The organism is Klebsiella ornithinolytica, from assembly GCF_030505655.1.
Lineage (GTDB): Bacteria > Pseudomonadota > Gammaproteobacteria > Enterobacterales > Enterobacteriaceae > Klebsiella > Klebsiella ornithinolytica.
In genome coordinates this window covers 237,849-263,474 of record NZ_CP130154.1, presented here as the reverse complement: position 1 = coordinate 263,474, position 25,626 = coordinate 237,849, and the positions used below count along the sequence as shown (strand labels likewise).

26 protein-coding genes are annotated in these 25,626 nt (G+C 45.1%); 11 read left to right on the top strand and 15 right to left on the bottom strand.

Annotated features, from left to right (window positions below; all coding sequences use genetic code 11):
- Window positions 1-376: 376 nt before the first annotated feature.
- Window positions 377-1,648: a DUF1173 family protein gene (locus Q1L34_RS27545; RefSeq protein WP_014839897.1), complete on the bottom strand. Its 1,272-nt coding sequence runs from the start codon at window positions 1,646-1,648 to the stop codon at window positions 377-379.
- A gap of 179 nt (window positions 1,649-1,827) precedes the next feature.
- On the opposite strand from Q1L34_RS27545, the gene Q1L34_RS27540 reads away from it, so the two are divergent.
- The 7 genes from Q1L34_RS27540 (at window position 1,828) to Q1L34_RS27510 (ending at window position 7,721) form a co-directional block, all read left to right on the top strand.
- Window positions 1,828-2,322, top strand: a complete 495-nt coding sequence (locus tag Q1L34_RS27540; protein ID WP_017901073.1) for a thermonuclease family protein — start codon at window positions 1,828-1,830, stop codon at window positions 2,320-2,322.
- Between the two features lie 108 nt (window positions 2,323-2,430).
- Entirely contained in the window at window positions 2,431-3,252 is an 822-nt protein-coding gene (locus Q1L34_RS27535; protein WP_014839898.1) for a phospholipase D family protein, read from the top strand.
- A gap of 244 nt (window positions 3,253-3,496) precedes the next feature.
- Window positions 3,497-4,291: a DUF4942 domain-containing protein gene (locus Q1L34_RS27530; protein ID WP_017901072.1), complete on the top strand. Its 795-nt coding sequence runs from the start codon at window positions 3,497-3,499 to the stop codon at window positions 4,289-4,291.
- Between the two features lie 380 nt (window positions 4,292-4,671).
- The gene (locus tag Q1L34_RS27525) at window positions 4,672-5,028 is read left to right on the top strand and encodes a hypothetical protein (RefSeq protein ID WP_017901071.1); all 357 of its coding nucleotides are present in this window, start codon (window positions 4,672-4,674) and stop codon (window positions 5,026-5,028) included.
- Between the two features lie 373 nt (window positions 5,029-5,401).
- Complete coding sequence (locus tag Q1L34_RS27520) at window positions 5,402-5,800, top strand: H-NS family histone-like protein (protein ID WP_014839899.1); 399 nt, start codon at window positions 5,402-5,404, stop codon at window positions 5,798-5,800.
- A 136-nt stretch (window positions 5,801-5,936) separates the two neighbouring features.
- Window positions 5,937-6,545 carry a DUF2913 family protein gene (locus Q1L34_RS27515; protein ID WP_024266306.1) on the top strand — a complete coding sequence of 203 codons (609 nt, stop codon included), beginning with the start codon at window positions 5,937-5,939 and terminating at the stop codon, window positions 6,543-6,545.
- Window positions 6,546-7,088: 543 nt separating this feature from the next.
- The gene (locus Q1L34_RS27510; RefSeq protein ID WP_236949582.1) at window positions 7,089-7,721 is read left to right on the top strand and encodes a DUF6904 family protein; all 633 of its coding nucleotides are present in this window, start codon (window positions 7,089-7,091) and stop codon (window positions 7,719-7,721) included.
- Between the two features lie 28 nt (window positions 7,722-7,749).
- Here Q1L34_RS27510 and Q1L34_RS27505 read toward each other — a convergent pair whose 3' ends face one another.
- The gene (locus tag Q1L34_RS27505; protein WP_001567368.1) at window positions 7,750-9,153 is read right to left on the bottom strand and encodes an ISNCY-like element ISKpn21 family transposase; all 1,404 of its coding nucleotides are present in this window, start codon (window positions 9,151-9,153) and stop codon (window positions 7,750-7,752) included.
- A 209-nt stretch (window positions 9,154-9,362) separates the two neighbouring features.
- Between Q1L34_RS27505 and Q1L34_RS27500 the strand changes: the two genes are divergently transcribed.
- Window positions 9,363-9,677 carry a hypothetical protein gene (locus Q1L34_RS27500; protein WP_017900830.1) on the top strand — a complete coding sequence of 105 codons (315 nt, stop codon included), beginning with the start codon at window positions 9,363-9,365 and terminating at the stop codon, window positions 9,675-9,677.
- Between the two features lie 76 nt (window positions 9,678-9,753).
- On the opposite strand, the gene Q1L34_RS27495 is transcribed toward Q1L34_RS27500, so the two are convergent.
- The 11 genes from Q1L34_RS27495 to Q1L34_RS27445 all read right to left on the bottom strand — a co-directional run bounded on the left by Q1L34_RS27495 (window position 9,754) and on the right by Q1L34_RS27445 (window position 17,962).
- Window positions 9,754-10,098 carry a hypothetical protein gene (locus Q1L34_RS27495; RefSeq protein WP_017900829.1) on the bottom strand — a complete coding sequence of 115 codons (345 nt, stop codon included), beginning with the start codon at window positions 10,096-10,098 and terminating at the stop codon, window positions 9,754-9,756.
- A gap of 121 nt (window positions 10,099-10,219) precedes the next feature.
- Entirely contained in the window at window positions 10,220-11,854 is a 1,635-nt protein-coding gene (locus tag Q1L34_RS27490; RefSeq protein WP_017900828.1) for a Na+/H+ antiporter, read from the bottom strand.
- A gap of 293 nt (window positions 11,855-12,147) precedes the next feature.
- Complete coding sequence (locus Q1L34_RS27485) at window positions 12,148-12,723, bottom strand: hypothetical protein (protein ID WP_223226691.1); 576 nt, start codon at window positions 12,721-12,723, stop codon at window positions 12,148-12,150.
- A 103-nt stretch (window positions 12,724-12,826) separates the two neighbouring features.
- On the bottom strand, window positions 12,827-13,816 hold the full coding sequence (locus Q1L34_RS27480; RefSeq protein WP_017901392.1) for a hypothetical protein: 990 nt from the start codon (window positions 13,814-13,816) through the stop codon (window positions 12,827-12,829).
- A 265-nt stretch (window positions 13,817-14,081) separates the two neighbouring features.
- The gene (locus Q1L34_RS27475) at window positions 14,082-14,684 is read right to left on the bottom strand and encodes an HAD domain-containing protein (protein WP_017901393.1); all 603 of its coding nucleotides are present in this window, start codon (window positions 14,682-14,684) and stop codon (window positions 14,082-14,084) included.
- Entirely contained in the window at window positions 14,681-15,196 is a 516-nt protein-coding gene (locus tag Q1L34_RS27470) for a hypothetical protein (RefSeq protein WP_087549171.1), read from the bottom strand. The genes Q1L34_RS27475 and Q1L34_RS27470 overlap by 4 nt, the downstream gene beginning before the upstream one ends.
- An 80-nt stretch (window positions 15,197-15,276) precedes the next feature.
- Window positions 15,277-16,221, bottom strand: a complete 945-nt coding sequence (locus tag Q1L34_RS27465; RefSeq protein ID WP_017900919.1) for a DsbA family protein — start codon at window positions 16,219-16,221, stop codon at window positions 15,277-15,279.
- 62 nt (window positions 16,222-16,283) lie between these two features.
- On the bottom strand, window positions 16,284-16,493 hold the full coding sequence (locus Q1L34_RS27460; RefSeq protein ID WP_017900918.1) for a hypothetical protein: 210 nt from the start codon (window positions 16,491-16,493) through the stop codon (window positions 16,284-16,286).
- Window positions 16,494-16,556: 63 nt separating this feature from the next.
- Window positions 16,557-16,898, bottom strand: coding sequence for a hypothetical protein (locus tag Q1L34_RS27455; RefSeq protein WP_017900917.1), 342 nt, complete (start codon window positions 16,896-16,898; stop codon window positions 16,557-16,559).
- Between the two features lie 13 nt (window positions 16,899-16,911).
- Entirely contained in the window at window positions 16,912-17,217 is a 306-nt protein-coding gene (locus Q1L34_RS27450) for a hypothetical protein (protein ID WP_017900916.1), read from the bottom strand.
- A gap of 16 nt (window positions 17,218-17,233) precedes the next feature.
- On the bottom strand, window positions 17,234-17,962 hold the full coding sequence (locus tag Q1L34_RS27445) for a thioredoxin fold domain-containing protein (RefSeq protein WP_017900915.1): 729 nt from the start codon (window positions 17,960-17,962) through the stop codon (window positions 17,234-17,236).
- Window positions 17,963-18,095: 133 nt separating this feature from the next.
- Here Q1L34_RS27445 and Q1L34_RS27440 point away from each other — a divergent pair, with 133 nt between their 5' ends.
- On the top strand, window positions 18,096-18,689 hold the full coding sequence (locus tag Q1L34_RS27440) for a lytic transglycosylase domain-containing protein (RefSeq protein ID WP_017900914.1): 594 nt from the start codon (window positions 18,096-18,098) through the stop codon (window positions 18,687-18,689).
- A 301-nt stretch (window positions 18,690-18,990) separates the two neighbouring features.
- Here the strand turns inward: Q1L34_RS27440 and Q1L34_RS27435 are convergent, their stop codons facing one another.
- Window positions 18,991-19,659, bottom strand: a complete 669-nt coding sequence (locus tag Q1L34_RS27435; RefSeq protein WP_024266297.1) for a DEAD/DEAH box helicase — start codon at window positions 19,657-19,659, stop codon at window positions 18,991-18,993.
- A gap of 268 nt (window positions 19,660-19,927) precedes the next feature.
- Between Q1L34_RS27435 and Q1L34_RS27430 the strand changes: the two genes are divergently transcribed.
- Both Q1L34_RS27430 and Q1L34_RS27425 read left to right on the top strand, forming a co-directional pair.
- The gene (locus tag Q1L34_RS27430; protein WP_017900912.1) at window positions 19,928-20,215 is read left to right on the top strand and encodes a hypothetical protein; all 288 of its coding nucleotides are present in this window, start codon (window positions 19,928-19,930) and stop codon (window positions 20,213-20,215) included.
- Window positions 20,216-20,322: 107 nt separating this feature from the next.
- Window positions 20,323-21,651 (top strand): IS4 family transposase, encoded by a 1,329-nt coding sequence (locus Q1L34_RS27425; RefSeq protein ID WP_017900911.1) that lies wholly within the window; start codon window positions 20,323-20,325, stop codon window positions 21,649-21,651.
- Window positions 21,652-21,687: 36 nt separating this feature from the next.
- Here Q1L34_RS27425 and Q1L34_RS27420 read toward each other — a convergent pair whose 3' ends face one another.
- Complete coding sequence (locus Q1L34_RS27420; RefSeq protein ID WP_025999309.1) at window positions 21,688-25,626, bottom strand: conjugal transfer protein TraG N-terminal domain-containing protein; 3,939 nt, start codon at window positions 25,624-25,626, stop codon at window positions 21,688-21,690.

Genomic DNA, 25,626 nt, shown 5'->3' with positions numbered 1-25,626 from the left:
TAAAGCAGGTAATAATCTCAGGATAAGAATAACATGATTAGTTTGTAAAAGTTTAAAATAGGGGCTTAATTAAATTTTATTATCCCAGGTAAAGAAGGGAAGGGTGATATAGCCAGAAATGGATTAAGTGTTCTTTTGCAAACTGTACTGTCTGCAAAAAAAGTAACTTTTCTGAGATCGAGCAAATAGCATGCGTAATCAATCACAATTATTATGTGAAGCAATACAGTTGCCTGGATTGAAAGGCGGCGTAGCTGTGACTAACAAACGAATGAGAGGGGCAATAAATTGCCTTTTATCAGTCAGAACTCAACCATGGTAGTGGAGATGTGAAGCCGGGGAAGGAGTAAAGGGCCGAAGCCCTTATAACCTGGGGCTAACTTCTGGCTTTCGGTGGCAACTGAGGTAAGGGGCCAGCCGGTGCAACCCATGATGCCCAACCGTTCTTTCCATATCGTTCATTATAGTAACTTTCTTTAATCGCCTTACGGGCCAGATATGAAGCTGTATCCATGCCAAATACCTCAATAGGAAACAGTTCATGCCCCCCTGTATCCGTCAGGCAGAAATCAGGAAAGACATCATTATTAGAGGCGTCATATCTTAGTGGCTTGATGAAAGCTCTTCCCTGGTTATGAAGATAATTAAGCATAGTCAGTTCATAGCTGGAATCTGCAGGGATCCAGTTATCATCAACGTTCATCAGGGCGATCTGGAGGGGCTTGAGGTAGTACGTATCTTTACCCTTAAACTTACCAGGTTCGCCTATAGCAATACAGATGACATTGCCACCTGCTCTCCAGTTTGCTATCTCAGAGGGGAATCTCTTCTCCAGTAACGTCCAGTCCTCTGTATTCATCAGCACGACCGGCACGCCAGAAAAATACCTTACCGGAAGCCGCTTTGACACATTCGAATGTTTCTCGTAGTTATATTTAGACAACGCATTGATGCAAATCAGACGCTCCTTGCTTTGCATAACCGCATCTGTCATTTTTATGTTTTTGGTTTCCTGAGGAGTAGAAGGATATGTGCCAACCAGTAAATGTGTGGAGAGTGGATGTGATGCAATTTTAATTTTTTCCGATGAACTGGTAATAAGGTTGAATACCTTTCCTGGATTACGTTTCCCGGTCATTTTGGGATACCAGCGATTCAGACCACTGTCATCCCACAGGAACTGGAGCAAACCTAGCAGCGACATGCTATTTTGCGAAACGCCACCAGGTGTGTTCCTGTTATCTACAGGCACGATCGAGGTAGATTCGGAGTCAGATGAAGCTAATGCAACGTCGAGTCTGATGCCGAAGCCACCATCTTTAAGGTCTTTGACTACGCCATGTGTATAGCATTTTAACCCGGAATTATCTTTATCCAGTGTGAAGAAAATACAATCAGGAGAATGCTGGCTACCTGTATTCGGATACCGTGCCAGAAAATACGTATCGCCACCTGTATGATATTTTACGGCAAGTAACTTTGGACCTTTACCCTTACAGGAACAGCTTACCTTCGAGTCTACAGAAGCGTGTGCACGAGATAAAACTGCATACCAGCTCTTTTTAAATTCCTCTTTGGTCTGGAAGTCTCTTGAATACCTTTTACTGTCCACTCCATAAGATACAATCACATCATTTACAGTAGACATAAGCCCCCCTTTTCCTGAGCTGACATGCTTTTTTATTCGCTTTCGGCAATAATTTTCATATAGATTGACACAATAGCATGTAATTAATAAAGTAACCTATACTTCGAAAGTAACTTTTCAAATTCATTGTTTTTTTTCTGTTCAACTCACAATAAATGATTATCACCCAGAGACAGCAAATGATTAAATTCCGGATGACCAGATTTGCCATTGTCCCTTTGTCCGTATTTATTTTATCGGTGCCGATGCTTTCCTGTGCTCAAACCATTTCAGGGAAAGTTGTGCGGGTAATTGATGGCGATACTGTCCAAGTTTATGACGGCGCTACAAATACCAGAGTGCGGCTCTATGGGATTGATGCCCCGGAGAGTAAGCAGGCCTTCGGTCAGAAGGCAAAGCAAGCCATGACTCAGATGGCAGCAAACAAAGTTGTCGTTATTGAGGACCACGGGCAGGACGTGTATGGGCGTATGCTTGGTACCCTCTATCTGAATAACCAGGATCTTAATGCCGTTATGGTCGCAGAAGGCATGGCATGGGCATATCGTTATCAGGGGCGGCTAACGGTTCCTCAGTATGGGTCTCTTGAGCTAAATGCACGTAACGCAGGTAAAGGGTTATGGTCTGACCCACACGCGGTAGAGCCACGCCAGTGGCGTAAAGCAAATAATTAAGCACTGAGTGACATTTCATCCTTTAAGGCATCGAACCAGCGGTCATTTAAAAAGTAACTTTTATTTTGTCGCTGTCATTCAGAAATTACAGAAAAATCGAGGTTTTTTATGGTCCAGATTCTCAATACAACGGGTTTGAATTATCACGTAGAGCAAACTATAGCGAATGCCGAAGAGCGCATTATCCTGATAAGCCCTTACCTGAAACTAAGCGCCAGAATTAAGGAGCTAATTGAAGATAAAAACCGTATGAAGGTAGATATTCGTATCATCTACGGTAAATCTGAACTCAACCCAAAAGACCATGAATGGCTAGTCAGTTTGCCCTACGTACGGCTCAGTTTCTGCCAGAATCTGCATGCTAAATTTTATGCTAATGAAAGTCAGAGCCTGATATGCAGCCTGAATCTGTATGATTTTAGTCAAATCAATAACCATGAACTGGGGGTATTAATTGTAAAAGATGAAGACCGGGAAGCATTCAATGCTTCTATTACCGAGGCCCAGCGTTTAATCCGGATCAGCACAGAAAACATTCCATCCCCAACATCATTGCAAACCGCTGACTCTGATTCGAAAAAAAATCAGGAACAGAAAAAAGATTTTTCGAAATCATCCACAAAAAATGACGAAAAAACTTTCGTATCCATTGATAACAAAACAACTGATTCGGATGACAGCGCAGGAAAAGACGATGAAGCTAATGCCGAGCCTGCAAATAAACTAACCACTACAAATTTATCAAAACAGCACAAGATGGGGTTATCCGACATGTATACGAAGCTTATCACTGCGGGATACCTCAAAGATAATGATGGTAAGTATGAATTGACAACGTTAGGGATTTCCATTGGCGGTGAAAGCAAACCTAATCGATACAAGAAAAATGGAGAGATGTATTTCCTGTGGCCTTCTGATATCTCTATCTAATCTGGCCTGCGGCTAAAATAGTAGGGTGGTTTTGATAACAAAGCCACTCTTGATTGAATCATTGCTCCAATGCTTCTACCCAGTCATCAATCTCTTAACGATACCCGCCTGAAAGTTACTTTTCTCCAACTACAGCAATATTATGGTCAAAATTCCGCGTTCGCTCTATATGAGTATGTGAATTTAAAAAAGGGTATTGACGAAGCGATCTAATATGTCATCCTTTTAAAAAAAAGGAGATAATATGACATCCCACGAACTGAAAGAAACTAATCTTGTAGAAAGCGTTGTGTCTGAGCGGGACATGGCAATGAATCTTTTTATTAATGGATTAACTGCAATATCCGAAGCGGAAAAACTGATGGGCATCTCCCTTATTGATCAGCTCAGAATTGCATATGTTCGCTTTAACCCTGCCCATTTAGATAAACAGATAGAGAGGGCGAGAGTTTTGATTGATAGAGAATCATGGAAGAGACTCATCGACAGAACATCATTAAATATCTACTGGAATGCACCTCAACTAAAATCATTTATTGACGAACTGGTAACAGAACCACCAATTATGACGATTCAGTCAGCAAGAGAGAAAGTGGCTCATACGGTTAACAATCGGGCAGACATACTCTGCGAGGGTCTGGTTTCATGCCTGGGTAATCTGAGCCATGATTTTAAAAAGAACGCCCGTAGCTTTGTTATTAATGAAAATATGGTTATAAAGAACGGGTTCAAGAAGGATGTATACTACCTTGACATGACGGATCGAGACCTGAACAGCCTCAATGATCTTTACAGGATTTCCCGGTACATAGAAGGGCTATCTTACAGCCAGCAGGATGTTATCGTACCTAAGCTTTTTGCTCTTAGAGAGAAGAATGATTATCAGAAAGTTGACTATATCGACAAGGATTTAAATATTAAATTTATTGTGTATGGAAACGGAAACATCCATATGCGGTTTATGGATAAAAAGGTCCTGGATGGTCTTAATGATGTGCTTGCATCATACCAGAGAAACAACCTGCCTGACGTGAAGTAAATGCCCCGGCACTGGTTCCCGGGGTTTTAAATACCTTCGACAGAGATAATAAGCTCAACGTCCTGTGAGGCAGGTCCAGGGCCGGTATTGATATGATTGAGCTAAACATGACCTCATACCGTGGCTATTTTATATGACGAAATAATTTCACTGGTCGAAATTTAAACTCGTCCCGGATGTGCTGCCCGTCTTATCGACTACTCCATCTTATGATGTACAAGCTCATTATCATTGTGGTTTAACAAACCTACATTGAGAAGCTTCAATTTTTGGTTTTGTATACTCCAGGGTCTGATACTGTAGGTTTTCTGAACTTTGGTTTGATTCTTAAGTCTGTAGTATAATTTTACAATCTGTATAGAAATTTCTTATGGTGAAATATGAGCCTTAATGTGAAGAAGCTCTTTGCTATGAAACGGCCTTGCAAAGATTGTCCCTTTCTTAAAAATAATCCTATTCCCTTAGTAGAAGGACGCATCGATGACATAAAATCGACGCTTCTCGCCAATGACAATATTCCTTTTTTTTGCCATAAAACAACATACACTACCGGTGCTTTCAATGACGATGAGACGGGCCAGTATCAACCTTCAGGGCAGGAAACATATTGCATGGGGGCTATGGCATACCTTTACGCAAAACAAAGAGTTAATGTGCCGATGCGGTTAGGTTTAATCCACGGACTGTGTGATATAGATGATATTGAAAAATCAGTTCCATACATAATCGTTGAGTAAACATTCAGACTTCACTGTAATGGTTAAGCCTGGTGATATAGACATCATCCTGAAAAAATGAATCAAAGAACATTGATTATTTTTTTTATGACCTTTACAATTTAAAAATCACCTGTTCATTGGACTCTTTTACTTGAGTCATAAACGGAGTGGCAGATTTTACGAGATGCAATTGTTCGTTTTCTATAAGACAATGAACATACCAACACCAGGGCGTATCCGGGTTACAGAACATACAGACAGCATGAGAGCCAGAATTTTTTAAATCATCTCACGATGATAATAATTTAGCTTGCAACGCCTCCTGCTGACATTTAACTGTTAATTTAATGTTGTTATGTAGCTGCATAACGATGTTCAAGAAGAGGTAACTATGAGCGAGACATTACAAGTTCTTAATAACATCCGTACACTTCGCGCCCAGGCGCGTGAACTGCCTTTAGAGGTTCTCGAAGAACTACTGGAAAAACTCACTACGGTTGTCTCTGAACGCAGTGAAGAAGAAAAAGAGCTCGAAGCCGCTAATCGCGAGCGTTTGGAAAAACTCAGTCACTATCGTGAAATGATGATCGCTGACGGTATTGATCCGAGTGAGTTGATGGAAGCAGCCGTTAACGTTAAAGTGCGCAAGCAACGTGAACCACGTCCTGCTAAATATGCGTACATCGACGATGCTGGTGAGCGTAAAACCTGGACTGGTCAGGGTCGTACACCATCTCCAATTAAAGCTCAACTGGATGCCGGTAAAACTCTTGATGATTTCCTGATTTAAGCGAAAAAGCTGAGTCATTCCGAAACCACCTTAAAAAGGTGGTTTTTTTTCATCCTGAAAAGCCTGGGGTACGTCAGTGGTTCTCTTGTGGTATTCTTGGTCTTTCACCAGTTGCTGAACTACGCCGGAGAATTCTTTGACTGTTCTACCTACCAAACGGCCAGATACTGAACTGGCGCATTTTTCATGGTGTATCCTGATCGCAGTTGCGCTTGCCCGAAGGGAAGGAAAGATTCAGTCTTCGCTACAAATCCATATGTTTATTATGCAATGGCTATCCACTGCCCAGAAACGCAAATTGTTTCCCAGGTCATTAGCGCAGGATATTCTCTGGTTGCAGGAACAGGGCAAGGTTAAAGGCCCGTCTGCACGCTTATATCAAAAGGTTGAATACCTGTGGCTGGCAAGTTCAGGTGAGTTTACAAAACAGAGTACCTTATTCCGGTTCACCTGCATGATTGACACACTTCGAACAATGGGGTGGCAGGATTATCTGCTGTCGGATACAGACTGGCAGAATGGCTGGACATCCAGCCCCGGAAAGCCTTCTATTTATACGCAGCAATCAACGCTTTCGGATAAATTTACTCAATCAGGAAAGCTCATCCAGCCTCTTAGTTTACGCCTGTCCGGGTTAACTGACGGCATTTTTCCCTTGTTAGAGCAGTGCAAGCTAAGTTACGTGTCTCTACCTTCAACCCAGAAATTTTCCGTTCTGCAGTTAAATGCTGATACTAAAGAATGAGCACGGTATCCCGGGAAGAAAGACGATCTCCTCAAAAAGTGAGATAGAATACAATGTTTGACGTTCAAATTGAGACAGTTATGGATTTGTTTAACGGTTCAAGATATCTAATCATTGCTGGTATTCTTCTAATTTATCTGGTGTTGATATTGCGTTTAGTCAGTCATTATGAAATTTATGCTGTCATGAACCGTAGACAGGCAGCATCCAGAACTGGTGATTATAAAGATGAGTCCCCAGATTTAACTAAACTTTTCATAAGCAAGAGTATTGTTTCACTGTGGCTTAACGTTATTACGTTAGTCTTGATGAATGTTCTCATTGTAATGATGTATGTGTCAGCCTGAGTTTGTTGTGTTCATATTGGCATTTCGTATATCAGGCCATACCCATATAAAATCAAAAGAACCTGTAAAATCAAAGACTTTGTCAAGGCTCAATTGAAATGTCCGTTATCCAGCTCAATTAAAATGACCACTTTGATCTCTCATTCTCTTTACTGATAGACTTTCCTCCGACTGAAACAACAGGATGATTGAGCCCATGCTTCGATACGAGTTAACGCCGAACAATGCAGGTTTTATACTGTGGGGAGATTCAGAAGCCCTGAATGAATTACATGAACTCATTCATTACATCGTGGATGAAAGCCCACTGATTAAAGTTAAAGACGGATTTATGTTATCCCTTGCCTATGATATTCGTAAAGCACGGGAAGGTAATCATCGTGTTGAGCAACATCAGTATGATCAACATGATACATATAAGCTTTATGGTGTTGAGCTTTTATGGCCTCTGGTCCTGGTACAGTCCTCAATACTCAGAAACTCAATGGGTTATATTCAGACAGACAAAAACCAGCTGTCTGTCATGTATGCCTTTGAATACCTGATAGAATCAGCATTAACAGAGTCTGAGAGAACAACGTCGAATGATATTATGCTAACAGTAAAATATGCATCAGACTCTGATTTTAATTTCATTGAGGATAATATTGACAGCAGGTGCTGCTATTTTATCAGCCTATCTCCGGAGCAAAGAAAAAAGCAGTTAATCAGTATTGTTCGTTCTTTTCATTCATTATGGGGTAAGTATGCCCGTGAAAAGCAGGACATAAAGATGCTGAACGAAATGAATAATACATCATGGGTCTGGCCGGACAATATCAACTGGTGAGCAACCACTGTCCGGCCAGTGAGTACCATCAGCGGGCTCTTTTACCAAAAATGTCCTCTGAACGTGACTGAAGCTGTTTGAGTGCTTCGAGCATGTCATCATTATCCAGTGAGCGCTGGGATTTCTTCCCTTCCTGCTTTGGCCGTCGTCGGGAAGGGCCATCTCCAGCGGGAATTGACTGAGAGCGCGTGTTATCCCGCTTGCTCTGCACCAGACTGATAAACTCCAGGGTTCGGCCAAGACGCTTGTTATCGACAATCGCGCCCTGGTCGATTTCTGACAGTCGGTCGTAGGTAGAGTAGGGAAGTAGCGTACCGTTCAGGCGCAGCTCTTTTCTGCCATCAGGATAGTGATACACATCGATATATTTACCTATTGCACGGCGACTCAGTTCGCTGTCTTCAATCAGGTACAACATTTTATCATATTGTATCGTCAACGATTTTGAGACTTTACGTTTTTCACGAACAGTGAAAATAAGCCCCAGGTCCTCATCATGTTCTACAGCACGGTGTACGTCAAAATCATGTCGCGGTACTTTGCCAAAACGGCGGTTATAGTCAGCCATATAGGCCTCAGCGAAGTCATTTGCAGCCTCCATTGAACAAATGCCCTGTAACCGCAGCTCTTTGACCAGACGATCCTGTAAAGTGAGGTGAGCTCGTTCTACACGCCCTTTGGCGGGACTGGTTTCTGCACAGATAGTCTGGATGTTCAGTTCATGCATGGCTCGCCCAAACTGAGTATGCCCGTCTCCGCCTGTGGCGTGTTTATTGTTAACACGAAAAACACCGGCTTTATCGCTGTACAGTGCCAGCGGTTTACCATGCTTATCGATATAGCGCCGCGTGGCTTCGAAGTAAGAAAACGTGGACTCCGATTTAACAAACAACAGTTCCATCAGTTTGCTGGTTGCATCATCAACATAGACCAGCGCGGTGCAGGCCGGGCCACGGCCTTCAAACCAGTCGTGATCACAGCCATCTATTTGTATCAGCTCACCAGTACACGGACGCCGGTACCGTGGTTGAGGGATCCTTGCGGCACGTTGTTTACGGGGAACCCATAAGCCAGCCCGCACCATGATGCGCCGGACAGTTTCTTTGCCAAGAAACAGTCCGTGGAGTTCTTCGAGCTTTTCACGCGCCAGAGTCGGACCGAAATCAGCATAACGCGTCTTGATCAGTTCCAGAGCCTGATCTGCGAGCCCGGGTGGCAACTGGCGGTTACCACGCATGCCACATCGTCTGCTGGCCATACCAAGCGGTCCGCCTTCACGGTAACGGGCAAGAAGTCTGCGGCATTGCCTGTCGCTGATACCGAGGTGCTCGGCCGCACGGCGCGTTGTGATGCGACGTTCAATGACGTCCTGTATAATCTTGATCCGGTTGATCTCTTTCAAAGTAAACACTCCTGAGCTTTCTGCGCTCATGATATGCCTCCCGGTAGTTTAAACGGACCAGTGAAGCTTACCATAGCGCGGACATCTGAATTGAGCCACAGGCGGACATTACTATTGAGCCATTACAGACTTAGTGCGCATAATGTACGTTATGTTAAATACGTACTGTATATGTATACAGTATTTTTTTATCGAGCACTAACCTCTCACTTTGTAAGTCTTGCATCAGGGTTAATGCTATGAATGTCCATAAGAGTTATCAAACTATCACCCACTACCATTTTGATTGGTTGACCCCAGCTGGCGACTACCCCAAGTCTGCTATTATGGTAGTTGAATGCAAGGATGGCCGGTGGATGATAGTTCAGGAGTTTGGGGAAGATTACGGTTGCTTCGAAGGTGTGCTGAAGAATGAAAGCGATCTTATCACTAAGCCTGCTTTTTATCCCGACTTGCGAAGTGCAGCTATGTCCGTTTTTGGTATGATGAAGCAAATATACCCACTGTACGATGATAATCTCTTTAATGAATTCCTCTCGGAAATTCCGGGATAGCTACTCTTCTGCAATAGTCAGCTCATTATCGCTGCAGGCGTGGCTTCATTCGGGATAGATGGAATCTTTTCTGGCTTTAATGCCATGAAACTTCAAATACGTCACCAGCTGATACGATGTTGCCTGATCCAGAAACAGATAAATGCTGACCTGTTCTGATGACTCCGTTACCCATTTGCCCTACGACCAGATTTTGCCCATCAATACGGGTCTCGATATGCCTGAACCCGTCCAGGTCCCGGGCAGCCACCACCAGTTGAAGCTTAGATCCACAAAAAATGACGACCGGCCATGCACCTTTGATAATGACTTTCCTGATTGTCTGAACCGGCCTCTCTTCTTTTTGGTAGCCGTTCGCGCGTTTCCACTCTGAATCATCTGCAGCATCAACCATTAAGTTTAAAGAGGAACTGGTATTCATGATGTTTTCCTGGGGTTACATTACGAACCGCGTGTCGTCGAAGAAAAGTAATATGCTGAATTAACAAAGCCTTCAGCCTCCCCGCTCATCTCTGAACAGGGAGGACTGGTACGGACACCGGTTAATGAAGGCTTTCTTCTTTGAGGTCGATCGCCCTGAGCGCCTGATGGAAGGCGGTATCGCTGATAGTACGGGCCTTTCGCATACGGAAAAGCTCATTACGTTGCGCGATAATGGCCTCACGTTGCATAAACTTCTCAAGCCTGGTGCGTTTCATCAGCTCCAGCCCGACGTCGGTTTGTTCATCGCTGTAGTTGTAGTGAAGCCGTCGCTGGTATGTCTCAAGGAGCATATTTCCGGCATCAGCGCGTAAGGCCTGCTCATCGGGATCAGCGACTGGCTGGCTGAGCAAATCGGTCAGTCGGTTGATGGCCGCTTCCGTCAACGCTGCTCCGATATTGCCGCTCCCGGCGTCATGAGGCAAATCCTCTCCGAGAGAGCGCGTCATGAAGGGAAGACCTACAGCAGCCACAATAAGTGATAACAGGATCACCGCCATTGAGAGAAAAATAAGCAGCTCTCTTCCCGGGAACGGTGACCCGTCATCCAGTACGGCCGGAAGTGTCAGTATCCCCGCCAGAGTGACGGAACCCTTCACACCGGCGAGAGCCATCACAGCCATCGCAGAGAACCGGGTGCGCACCGTCGTGACCTTGCCCCGCCGTTTCTGACGAAATACCGTCAGGGTTATGGACAGCCATACCCAGGCAAAACGCATCACACCAAGAGCCAGTGTGATAACCACGGCATACAGCAGTAAGTACCACGGAGATGACACTCCCGCTTGCTGTGCCACTTCCGGCAGAGTCAAAAGCATACGTGGCAACTGCTCACCCAGCATCAGGAAAATCATCCCGTTCAGCGTAGTCTGAAGCATATTCCACACGGCACCGCTTTTCATGCGTGTGGCCGGTAAACGAGGACCCGACAGCTGTTCATAGTGCATGGCGATGCCAGCAGCTACCGCAGCCAGGATCCCCGAGACATGGAATGCCTCAGCGAGAATATACGCGGCAAACGGGATAAGAAGGCTAATCAGTATCTGGATGGCCGGTTCCTCGCGTGTCCGTTTCACCAGAAAATTATTGCACTTACCGGTTACCCAGACGACCACAAGACCGCTCAGAATACCGCCGAAGGCCATCAGGAAGAATTTGGTCACCGCCTCTCCCGGGGAGAAGGTACCGGTGAGCACTGCAGCAATCGCAAAATTAAAGGCCACAAGGCCGGATGCATCGTTCAGAAGGGATTCGCCTTCGAGGATATGCGCCATTCGTGAGGGCAGCGGTGAACTGGCGGTCATAGCAGAGACGGCCACCGGATCCGTTGGAGACAGGATCGCGGCAAGCGCAAATCCGGCGGCCACCGTGATCGCCGGGATAAGCCAGTGAATAAACCAGCCAATGCCAATAATGGTGACCAGGACAAGGCCAATTGCCAGTGACAGGATGGGTTTCAGATCACTGAAAAATGCATCCTTGGGTATTCGCCAGCCATCCAGAAACAACAGCGGCGGGATGAACAACAGCAGGAAGATATGCGGTTCGAAATCAACCTGGAAGCCTCCGGCAGCAAGACCCGCCCCGGCAGCTATCTGAAGCAGGGGTAATGGAATTTTTACGGGCAACAAATGAGATATAAACACAGTAACAACTATCGCCATCATGAAAACAAGGACAATGGTGATCAGCGACATATTGCCCCTCCTCTTCCGATGGCAAACTCTTCATGCATATTGGTTCATCCTTATGGGCTGGTGGTACTCATAGTGCGCTTATTCTAGGGGCGCGGGGATCACCGGACAATATGAAATGCTGTCTTTTCTGTTAAACCCTCCCGGCAATCCGTTGAAGACAGCCCCTTACCTCTGGATTGAGTATCTGCGTTTCATAATCGGCGTTTATTTCATCGCGTACAGAATATGAAACGCATGCCTTCATCCGATATACTGACGATATTTAATGATGACTGCTGATACTGTTTCGTCAGTCATCTCTCCCCCTTCTTCTCTTCATACTTTATTTTAAGAGTAGCAAACCCATCAAACTCATTATTTTCAAGATTAAATTCACCTGCTATTAATTTCAGTCCTCCCAATGAAGAAAATGGCGGAGCTGATAATTTAATATCTTTTATAACATCAGTGTTACTTACTGCTGTATTTATATCCTTCATGGCTTTATTCAACCAAAAATGACTATCCGCCATAAGCGAAAGAACATACTGTACATCTTGCTCTCTTTCACAGATTATGTTTCTTCCATCAAACTTAACTGTCTCCTGGTTGAAGTATTCTGCCAAAAACTTCAAATGTGCATTGCTTAAAGATAAGTTTCTGTAAGCGTCTTTCATGCCGCCGTTGTACTGAGAGTCAGCCAAATGAAAAGCCTTATAGACTTCCTCATACTTGTTATGCAATCTTTTTTGTGACTTAATGCTCTTAAATAGCATGTAAGATAAGAAAATAATCATAATCATCATGCTGTTGAAAAGAATGTTATGTTCAAACATAGATATGACCTTTTTATATGTAATGTTGAGTAAAATACCTAGCTCAATCTTCATTAAAGCAACCATTAATTCACTTTTATCCCTCACATGTAAAATTCAATAAATATTAGCCTCCTTATATCAATGCCCGATTGCACCGGGGATTACGGAGCTTTAGCTAGATATCCCTGTTTTTGAAGTGCGCACGATAGCTGCACGCTATGATATTCAGCAAAGCAATTCGTATGCTGGGAAATTCTTTTATTATTCTATCTTCATTCAACCACGTACGAGATTCCAGTGCATTCGGGTTATGTCGATGGTCAAAGCGACCCTTTCTGTATATAACTAGCTCAGCCCCCCCCGTTTGCGGGTTAACCAGTATGCTGCTATAATAGCTATCACATGATAAATACCCTTCCGCATGAATAACAATTTTTCCGTTTTCAGCTTTGCACATATACGGCATAAAAATCTCAAGACCTTCACACATTTCTTCATAATTCATTTTACTCACTGGATGGCGAAATCCTATCTTTAATGGTTCACCTGGATTTTCAAGCTTCCCTGGTTCCCCTGGTTTTCCATTTTTAAGATGCAGTGAAAATGCACTGACATACCAGTAAAGTAAATTCTTACAAAACCCAGGGTAAGGTGGATTGATCAGAAGTTTTAGATCCGGACGAAATTTGGCGTTTATCTTATATTTGTATTTTAGTTCCTGCGGACATAAATATCGCTCATGATACCTGATGCTACGGGACAGTTCAGGTTTTTTCTCATACATCTCTCCCATTCTCTCATCAATTTTTATGTCCTTTCGATATGCTACATAAGCAGATAAGGATTTCAGGCTAGGGTGTATAATATCATACGTTACATTTTCGTCGTCTATTACACCGCCCCATTGAGCAATCAGAGCTCTTTCATACTGCTGCCTTAGCTCATACGTTTTCTTTACATTTAGAAATACCGTTTCAAGTATCATGCTTTTTTCGGTAATAATTTTTATAGACTGGGCATTTCGTCGTGCGCATCCTTCATCTACCCTCATCGCTTCACGTTGACAGTAATCTGCGTACATATCTTTTGTTATATTTTCTTTCGTTATGGCATCCTGCAACGTTTTAAAAATGTTTGCCACATCATTATATATGTTTTTTTTCATTTTCCATGCCGTCCTGTAATAAAGTTTTAAAATAAACTACTAAATGCTATAGTTAGTTTTACTATTTGTTCATCCTTATGGGCTGGTGGTACTCATAATGCGCTTATTCTAGGGGCGCGGGGATCACCGGACAATATGAAATGCTGTCTTTTCTGTTAAACCTTCCCGGCAATCCGTTGAAGACAGCCCCTTACCTCTGGCTTGAGTATCTGCGTTTCATAATCGGCGTTTATTTCATCGCGTACAGAATATGAAACGCATGCCTTCATACGATATACTGACGATATTTCATGATGACTGCTGATACTGTTTCGTCAGTCATCCCCTCTCTGTATTTTGTAGACACCAGATTTTCACACCCAGGTGGAAAACGGTGCGACTCATCATCTATAATAATAAAATGACTGATACCCAGATATCGGGCATTTGAAAGGCACTCCCTGTACCGGATATATTCAATATCCGGTACATCCTGAAGTGAAGGCGTAACGCCAATGATTCTGTGCCGGTATGAAACCGGGAAAAGATGCTTTAGCCCCTCTAAAGACATCGTCTCCCTCCAGCTGCTGGAGATCACTATGAGGATTTCAGGGCATTGAATTAAAATTTCTTCCAGCAGGGGCATTTTTTCAAAGGACTCATTCATTCTTCGATGTAGAACACCATCAAAATCAAGATAGAGCAGAACAGTACCTTCTGGATGAGTTCCAGTTGCTGCTTCATGCGAGGCTAAAAATTCATATGATTGAACATTTCGAACACGCCTTTTGTTTAAACTGTCGTATAACATAGCACTAAGAATGAGAATAACCACAGAGGCGGCAAACACCACCCCACTAGCAGAAAGTGAAAACAAAGCCCCTGTCATCTCTCCCCCTTCATCTCTTCATACTTGATTTTAAGAGTAGCAAACCCATCAAACTCTTTATTTTCAAGATGAAATTCATCTGCTATTAATTTCAATCCTCCCAATGAAGAAAATGGCGGAGCTGATAATTTAATATCTTTTATAACATCCGTGTTACTTACTGCTGTATTTATATCCTTCATGGCTTTATTCAACCAAAAATGACTATCCGCCATAAGCGAAAGAACATACTGTACATCTTGTTCTCTTTCACAGATTATGTTTCTTCCATCAAACTTAACTGTCTCCTGGTTGAAGTATTCTGCCAAAAACTTCAAATGTGCATTGCTTAAAGATAAGTTTCTGTAAGCGTCTTTCATGCCGCCGTTGTACTGAGAGTCAGCCAGATGAAAAGCCTTATAGACTTCCTCATACTTTTTATGCAATCTTTTTTTTGACTTAATGCTCTTAAATAGCATGTAAGATAAGATAATAATCATCATGCTGTTGAAAAGAATGTTATGTTCAAACATAGATATGACCTTCTTATAATTAATGTTGAGTAAAATACCTGGCTCAAGCTTCATTAAAGCAACCTAAGGAAGGAATATGTTTAGTTGTCTTTTGCTTTATCAATGGCCTGCTGCAAGCGATAAGAATCAGGCGCACCGGGAATAATGGTGGTAGTTTTGTTTTGCGGGTTCTTAATGTTCATGATGATGAATACCGGAGTACCACTATAATTGAGCTTATCAGCCAGCATCATATTCGCATCAAGCACATTCTGGAGCTGGTCACGTAGTTGTGCAGTCAGAAGGAAGTTACCGTGTTCGTCAAGAATATCTTTATACCCCAGCCCATGAACCAGCGTTGCCAGATTCTGCGGTGAGTAATCCTTTTTGGACTGAAGCGCTATTCCGGTCTCGTTCATTAATTTATTATGAAACTCATAATATTTATCCTGACCGTATGTCCGAAAAATATAAAGACCAATTTTTGCGCCCATACCTGAAATCGGAGTACGGTCTGCGAAAATAGTGAAGTCTTTAAAGAACGTTCGCACATTTTTGTTCGCGCTAATGGCCTTTTCAAGAACCGGGCTGGATTGCTGGCAGAAGTGGCACATGTAATCAAAAAACTCGATCACGGCGACATCCGCATTATCCGGACCGTAGTTTGGAGTGTAGGTTGATTCCAGGAGAACGTCTTTAGTATTCACTACATTAGACATTTTCTCACCATCGCGGTTAGACTCCAGGCGTTTACCCGCTTCCACCAGGTTTTCAGGGTGGTCGATCAAATATTGCGCCGCAGTCTTTCCAATCAGCTCTTTGTCCTGTTCTGTCAGAACTAAACCGGCTGACTGATTCGCCTGAGGCTCTCTGATTAGCCGATTAAACTGCTCGATCATGCGTTCGTTAGCAGGTTCTTTAGCCGATTGATTCGATTTAAACAGGTCACTGGCAGGCCCCCAGACAACTGAGCCAGCTACAAAGCCACAAAGGGCCAGACCAATATTAATCAGCATACGTTGATTAGGATTTTGCTTCTTTTCCATGGTTTTTCCCCGGAAGTCATTTTATGATTTTGTAAATGCAACTGATGTATATGAAAGAACACTTATTGACCGGCCATTCGGCGACTGCTTTCTGACTCGAATGGATCATCATGACTTACCTTCTTTACAGTCATGATTTCAGAAACATTACCCAGCACCCCGTTATTTATCATTAATTTCAACATACCGTAGTTTACTGAACCTAATAAAAAACCTCCCAACACGAGGGCAGAACAAATGATGACACGATGATTTTTTCGTTTATTTATCATGCTAAACCTCCTGTATTCATCTAACGATCAAAAGAAATACATCTGAAGACCTGAAATTCCATCTTACTGACTGTTTTTCCGGCTACTGCTGTCAAGTTCATCCACTGTATCCTGAATAAGCTTCTGGATATCGTTATTACCGGCCATCATGACGACTTCGTTGAATGAACCACGGATATCATGTTGTTCACCCATCATCCCGACTACACCTTCCATTACGCCATGGTTTTTCAATGCGGCAATGGAATCCGCTAACACTGAGGACTTCATAATGTCATTGCTGGTCAGCGATGAAGGCAATTCAACATCCGGAAGTGGAATATTATCTAGACTATCTTTTGTTTGTGAATAGGCAAATATGCCGCCGATGATACCCACATAGACCAACGTTCTGATTAATCCCATGTCGGACTCCGTATTATGCGCTGTAGATTTTAATCGGGCTTAACACCCGGTTCATTTGTACCGGCGACGATTTATCTTTATGCCCGGATACTGAGGATTTCAGCTCGGTCTGAATTGTCTTACCGGTAGTGTTTACATCATCAAACACCCGGCCCATAGCACTCTTCGACGGAGTCTCCGCAGCATCAAGCAGCAGGATCGGTTTTTCGGTACCATCGACATCAACAAAAGTAACTTTGCAGCCACTCTGACCACACAAACTGGACTGGGCTGAAAATGACACAACCACCACCGCTGCAATTGCCATAAATTTCTTCATTGTCTCTCCCGGAGAGCTATTTTTTCTGATTGGCCGTCTTCAGGCTGTTCAGCATCTGGTCAGGGTCACGTAACCCAGCAAATACCATCGGTTCACCTTTCAGGCTTAAACCGCTAGGCGTGCCTGAGAGCTTGAACATGTTCCCTGCATTGAACTGGTTCTGAACGGAGTCCATGCAGGCCTTTGTCGGTTGCTTATCCGGCAAGCCATCACCTTTCATGGCTTTGGTCAACGCAGCGGGTTTGTCGTCTGCACACCAGACCGATGCCATGTTCCGCGCAACCATGGAGTTCATACCGGCGCGAGGATAAGCGATGTATTTTATGGTGATCCCTTTCTCCAGATAGAATTGCAGGTCGTTATGTAATTTCTGGCAAAAGCCGCAGGTGATATCAGTAAAGACACCGATTACATATTTCTCATCCGGCGCTTTGTAGGTGATGGTATCGAGCTTCTCAATATAGGATCGCATCCCTTTGCTGATAAACTCATCTGTGGTGTTTTCCACTTCCGCACCTTTCACCTTGAATAAATTCCCGGTGAAGATGTATTCCCCGTCAGACGTGACGTAACTGGTCCCCTCTTTCGAAAAGACCGAGTAAATCCCTTCTACAGGCGACTTCTCCGCATAAAAGGCATCAATACCAACGGCCTCAATTTTGGCTTTCACATCCGCTGATAAATTAACGTCCGCATACGCCGATACGGATAACAATGTCAGGGCGACTGCAATTGGTTTAATCATGTCCTACCTCCTTAAATACTGTATCAAACCAAAAAAAATAATTTTCCGACCAGGAGGTGTTTTTACCCCCAGCTAGGAAAAAATTTTTTTGATGACGTGTAACCTGACAAAGTAACTTTTGAGGAGCGGGTTTATGACGAAACTAATATCTGGCGCTGTGCTGTTCGCAACGTTAACAGTCAATGCCAATGCAGCATTCAATCCGCCCAGGGATCGCCCTAAACCGCAAAATGTACCCGAGACGGTCAAGAATGAGTGTTTAACTGACGCCGCTCGTTTCTTCGGCATTGACCGTGACCTTGTTTTTACCCTTTTTGATAATGAAGGCGGCAAGATTGGTTCTTTTGTCCTTAATACCAACGGTACATGGGATATTGGGCCAATGCAGATAAATTCATCAAATCTGGCGGAAGTGAAATCTCATTTCCCCGCGATAAGCTGGCGTGAGCTTGCTTACGATGCTTGCGCCTCTTTTTGGGTGGGTACGTGGTGGCTGCATCGTAAAATTATTGATCGTAAGGGGAATGTGTTTGAAGGCATCGCCGACTACAACAGTAAGACCCCTCGCGTCAGAGCCAACTATATATTCAATTTTATGGTTCGATATAACCGGCGATTACAGCGAAACGGGAAAATGCAGCAACTCAATGCCTGGACAGGGATTGATCGCGTAAACCCGAAATTAGCGGAGATACCGGGTAAACTCGCGAACAACCCACCCAGATAAAAGTAACTTTTGAAGTGATGGCATCTGGTCGTCACTTCGACAGGTGACAGGGAGAGCAGAGGATGTGCTGTTTCTCTTACGCCCGCACCATCTAAAATGAAGGTGGTCGTAATCTGTCAACGCGGCCATGTCAGTAAATCCTTCATCCTGCCAGCCCATATGGTGCTACCGTTCCGGTTAACATGCGCCGTACTGTGTATTCTGGTAAAGTCGATACCGTAGTTACCTTTCCGCATTATAGTGATCAAGTTTATGAGCCGGTACGATGGCCCGTTTCAGGTGTTAACAGGCATGGCGCTTATCAGCGCCATTCCGTGGTTAAATACTCTTCCAGATACGACACTGGCGTGTTATTGACGATCACCGGTTCTTTTAGATCGCCCAGCGCCCGCGACAGTGTTGAGAAATAGGGTAGCTTCTCCCATAATCCCCGCTCCCCGATAACGTAAATTCGCTGTTTTGCCCTGCTTACCGCGACGTTCAGAAGATTGGGTGTGCCCGCTGCCCATGATTTAGCGCCGGGATTCTGTATGTTGCCTCCCAGCACGAGGATAACCACCGTAGCTTCTTTTCCCTGTGTTTTGTGTACAGTGCCCGTTTTATCCCTGCTGAACTGCAATTTCTTCGCTATATCGGCAAGTCGTTTTGCACAGTCCCGGAATGGCGAAATCAAAAACACGTTGTCAGCCGTGAGCGAATACTGATGACGCAAATCCAAAAGTAACTTTTCTACTGCCGTCCCTTCCTCTTTTACCCAGTTCCCCTCGCTGGTCCTCCCCTTCACATCCAGCCATCCACTTTCCGGGAGATTCATCTGGGTCGTTTTTTTCCCGTGGACCATCAACCCGTCATAGGCAATATCATTACTGATGCGGAACATTGGTTCATCACAGCGCCGGTGAACCCGTAACGGGCAACCTACCCAAATCTGTTCTGATTCAATGTCGGGCAGATAAGTGCCAACGTCCATTGTCTGGTCTGCCAGAATCTGTACAGAGACCTTGCCAGGCCACCAGCAGGAAGGGACCTTAAAATGTTTTGCCAGCGCCCTCTCTACAGTGGACGGAATACTGGACAGCGGAAACAGCTGTGTATCACACGGTTACACTATGAACTATGCCCTGTAAAGCCCCCTTTTTGAGTTGAGGCTCCATTCGGGTGTGTTGAAAATAGGGGGTTGGAGGTGAGGTTAAATAGTTTATAATCTAATCAATTGTGAATGAATAGAGGGCTACCCAATGATGTACGAACTGTTTGGTTTTGACCTTGCCGACTTCAAAGAGCTCTTCTATGTCTTTTGCCTGGCAGTGCTTGTTTACCGCTACATCACTGTTGGTCGTAAGCATCCGCTCTTTCGGAGTACAGCTAAATCAGAACAGAGTTCTGAAAATTCAGTAATTTCTTCCCAGGCCTCTCTCCCGGACTCGTTTAGAATTCGTCATTGGGATATGTCCGATCCGCGCTCTAATGAATACAATTACAACATGAAAAGGAATGAAGAAATCTTTAGCCCGGATGATAAGTGAATTTATAAGGCCAGCATTTGCTGTAATGCCGATCAGTTAAGGATCGGTTGATCGATCCAGTGGCTGTGTAAAAATCCGGAAATGCTCACCCTTTTCCGGATTTTTTTATGCACATTGGACAGGCTCTTGATCTGGTATCCCGTTACGATTCTCTGCGTAACCCTCTGGCTTCTCTGGGCGATTATCTTGACCCGGAACTGATTTCCCGCTGCCTTGAAGAGTCCGGCACTGTCACGTTACGCAAACGGCGCCTTCCTCTGGAAATGATGGTCTGGTGCATTGTCGGTATGGCACTTGAGCGCAAGGAGCCGCTTCATCAGATCGTTAACCGGCTGGATATCATGTTACCCGGCAATCGTCCGTTCGTTGCACCCAGCGCCGTGATCCAGGCCCGCCAGCGGCTGGGAAGCGAGGCCGTACGCCGCGTGTTCACGCAAACAGCGCAGCTCTGGCATAACGCCACGCCGCATCCGCACTGGTGCGGTCTGACCCTGCTGGCCATTGATGGTGTTTTCTGGCGAACACCGGACACGCCAGAAAATGATAAAGCTTTCCCCCGCCAGACGCATGGCGGAAACCCGGCACTTTATCCTCAGGTAAAAATGGTCTGTCAGATGGAGCTGACCAGCCATCTGCTGACGGCAGCGGCCTTCGGCACGATGAAAAACAGCGAAAATGAGCTCGCGGAGCAACTGATAGAGCAGACCGGCGATAACACCCTGACGTTAATGGATAAAGGTTATTACTCCCTGGGGCTGCTGAATGCATGGAGCCAGGCGGGAGAGCACCGCCACTGGATGATCCCGCTCAGAAAGGGTGCGCAGTACGAAGAGGTCAGAAAGCTGGGTAAGGGCGACCATCTGGTGAAGCTGAAAACCAGTCCACAGGCACGAAAAAAATGGCCGGGTCTGGGAGATGAGATGACAGCCCGGCTGTTGAGCGTGACGCGCAAAGGTAAAGTCTGCCATCTGCTGACGTCAATGACGGATGCCATGCGTTACCCCGGTGGGGAAATGGCAGATCTGTACAGCCATCGCTGGGAAATTGAACTGGGATACCGGGAGATAAAACAGACGATGCAACTGAGCAGGCTGACGCTAAGAAGTAAAAAGCCGGAGCTTGTGGAGCAGGAACTGTGGGGCGTCTTACTGGCTTATAATCTGGTGAGATATCAGATGATTAAAATGGCCGGGCATCTGAAAGGATACTGGCCGAATCAGCTGAGCTTCTCAGAATCATGTGGCATGGTCATGAGAATGTTGATGACTCTTCAGGGCGCTTCACCAGGGCGTCTCCCGGAGCTGATGCGCGATCTTGAAAGCATGGGGCAACTGGTAAAATTACCGACAAGAAGAGAAAGGGCCTTCCCGAGAGTGGTAAAGGAAAGGCCATGGAGATACCCCACGGCCCCGAAAAAGGGCCAGTCAGTTGCTTAACTGACTGGCATTACAGCATTTGCTGGCCTTTTTTATTTAAGATTTTCGATGCTTATCAAGAAACTGTTTTGCCCTATCAGATGACTCCGTTTCGCTCAGATTTCCAGGTAAGCTACCTACAAATTGGGGATACTCTGCGGCTACCTCAGGTCCATATCTAGGGTCATCAGATAAACGGCGTTGTACATTACTCATCATCTGTTGACTCTGATCTGACATCCTGTTGAATTTATCTTCCGTAATACCTGGACTGCTTTGTGCGCTAGCGATTGTCTGTTCCAGTTGAATGTTATTAGCCATATTACCTATGAGTGTTGCCTGAGAAGGCCCACTACCGATTTTCATTGAATCAGCAACATGACGATCCGAACCAGCTCCAGTTAAGAGTCGCTGCGAAACTGGTGAATTATCGACCACCTTCTCAGCCGCCGCTCCAATTTTGTTCATTATCCCTGGCGCATGCCCATTGTTATCACGTATGCCTTCACCCAGATTATAATCAGCTGTACCGGTGGCAGGACGCGCACCTGTCGTTCCCGAACCACTGACAACGGATTTAACGACATCTGATAACCCATTTTCAAATCCATTGTTTTTTCCGTCTGCGCCTAATCGAGCAACACGAGACACATCAGACGTTGTCAGATTTTCACCGGTTAAATTGTTATATGACTCGCGATAGGCTTCACTCTGGGCGAGGCTTTTCTCTCTGGCCTCGCCAGTCTGATGTCGGGCATTTTCGCTATGCAATGCCGCCTGGGTTAATGTAGCTTTAGCATCCTCTGTTTTATCTCCAGAAGGAAGGAATGATTCAGCATTTTTTGGCGGTTCTCTTGATTGCAAATTACTCATTGTTTGTTGTGTTGCTGAGTCGTAATCTACTGACTCTGCATCACCCAGTATTATAGACTGAACGCCACCGGCGATTTTTACCGGCAGGGAGTCTTTATCAGCTGTCTGAAGAGCTTTTTCGAGGGTTCCTTTTTGATTGCTCTCAGGCAATTGCTCCCGGACATTGTCAAGCGATTCTCTCTGACTTGTAGAAAGGATCCTGCCCTCATTCTCACCAGACCGATTAGCGATAAACTGTTTCGCATCATCTTCTTTGAGAGATTGTGCTGACATACCCCCGATAGTTGTACCAGGCTGTGCTTTCGCTGCGTCCTGGCGTGCGCCTAGTCCACCTGTAACCTGACTGCGCTGATTATTGAAGTTGCCTGAAATGTCGCCAGCTCCCGGTACAGCAGAAGTATCAGGGGCTTTCTGCGTTTGCTCCTGGTGGCTGGCATAGTTGCCTCCGCTACCGAGACCAACGAACTGATCCAGTTTTTCAGCTGCTGGAGCAAGAATCCCAGCATTAGCTCCCATCATACTTATCGCATTCTTAAACATTTGCGATGTTTGCTGAATGTCACCAAGATTTTGAGCCACTGTTTCACCGGAGCCCATCTTGGTCAACTCATCTGCTTTGTTAAACATTTGTTTAACAAATGCATCATTACCATTCTTAGTGTCTCCCAGTGTATTGCTACCGTTCAATGTATCCTTCATGGATTTCCATTCTGCAACTGCAGCTTCGCGGTTTCCGCCAAGTGACGCCCAAAAGTCGCCAACAGATTTCTCGGTGGCAGGTTTGCTCATCGTGTCAGACAGCACTCCTCCGTCGATGTTGAGGCTGCTGCTCATTGAAAGCTGAGAAGCCTGACCACCAGTTTTACTGAACGCATTAGTTTCAGAATTACTGATAGACTGAGCATATTGTTGCATCTGTTGCGCAACTTTCTGATAACTATCTGAATCAGTAAATCCGTTCTGAATACTGTTTGCTTCGAATTTAGCGATATCTTTGGCAAACGAACTGCCGTCTTTAAATAAGTTATTCAGACTGTCGGTATAGGCTTTTTTCTGACTATCGGTTAAACCCGAGTCATTCATAATTCGCCCTTGTATAGATGCTTGTAATCCGCCAGCTGCATTAATCATTTTTCCAAGGAGACTGCCACCGGTACCGGTACTTCCACCCTTACCTCCGCCACCTAAGCCAAGAGATATGTCAGCCCCACCTCCAAATACTGCCTGGAATGATTTAGCTTCTTTAGCATCAACGGATAATCCTACATCGCTTCCAACCCCATTGCTTAAAGCTGTACCAATATCCTGAAGCAGTTTCATTCCACCCTGAGTTGTGCTTGATCCGGTCTGTGTCCGGTTTCCCTGTGACGCGTTGGCCCAGGCTTCGTTTAAAGCCTGTGAAGCGGTCCTAGTTGATTGTCTTGTAGTCCCAATTTCATTTTTACCTGATGCAGATACAGTATCCTGAAGGGCTGAACCGAGGCCAAGCGTCGGCATCATCCTGGTCGGAGAATTCAGAAGCCCGCCTGATGACATACCGCCACCGGTTGAAGTGGCTGCGGTGTGTGTCTGGTCACCAAAGGACTGTTTACCCGCATTACCCGCCGACCACACTTCTGGTGTGACATGGCCAGTATTGGCAGGAGCATCCGGCGTGACATTTTTCAACGCTCCCATCATAGGATGAATGCTGGTGGTCAACAGGAACAGCGTCAGCATTGGCACCATGCAATACAGCGCTGAAGCTACAGACAGGTAGCTCCCGTACGTCTCCTGAATACTCCCCATATTTGCCCAGTTCATCGTGGTCTGTACACCCAGCGATGACCATGTGTCAAACTGCTGATTTAATACCATTTTTACGTATGCATTGACCATGACCGCTGTTATCGGCCACATGTTAACGAAGACTATCAGTTGAAGGTATTTTGCAGCTGAAGTTATGCCTTCACCTCCCAGGAAGAGGATCGCAATCAGGGCAAATGGTGCAACCATGTAGCTGAACATTTCTAGGAACGATATTGCAGCGCCTGAGATGTTCAGCCAGAGTTGCCCCTGACTGACCATGGCGTTGGTTCGTTTCATGCTCGCTTCGAAAAGCTGGTAGTCAGCCGCTATACCCAATGACTTGCGATACTGCAGCACACCTTTATCTATTTGGTTGAGTACAAATGCAGCAGTAGTAATATTGTGAGCCTGACCGGCACTTCCAAAAAGCGTGGTGGCTGCACCACCGATAAAATCAGTTTGTTGGCCACTATCCTCTTGCTGCGGTGCGACAAACTGATTCATCTGACCCAGATTACGCATAATAGACGCGCCCTGAGGAGAGTCGAATGCGGCTTTAACCGCCGCCCAGGCATCCGTACAGGACGCATACTGCAAACCTGTAGATGTCACCATTGGGACGCTTGCTGTCTTGAGGCTGTTGGCAGTCATTGAATCCATCACGTTCATTACAGACGCAAGATCAGTGGCATAGATTTCATTTAACGCCACCCCTCTTAGTGGTGTCTGAACCTCTGAGTCTTGGGTCGTTTTAATACAATCGCGTGCAATAGACTGTATGATTCTGCAGACATCAAAAGTGACAGGTTTTTCGCTTCCGCTCATCGTATTCGGGAATGCCTGACAGAACCCGCTCGACTCCCCGCCCCACTCCATATATCTGACCATTTTGGTCATAGGGCCCAGTGTCAGGCTGTCATCCAGCGTGTCACTGACCTGTCCTACCGGGGTAAGCGGGTCAAACGCTGCCCGCCAGTCTGTAATCAGGCCATGTAATAACCCGGTAGTGAGCTCGCCCGAGGCAGCAATAAATAGCGGGACATCATCGATATTTCTGACCTCGCCTGTTTTCACCGATTCCAGCGTGACATCGGCTTTAATGACGGCAATGGAATAGAACAACAGGCCCATTATCCATGAGAATATTGGGACATCCGTTTTATTCGGAGCCAGTACCCACTTCATTGATTTATAGAAGAGTCCAATAGTGGCAGCATAAGCAGCAAATCTGATCCATTCATTGGAACCATGAGAGGAAAAAATCAGTGCGATCCCGTTGAATGCCGTATAGACGAAATCAATCTCACTAATGGTGTATATCGTGAAATTATCCAT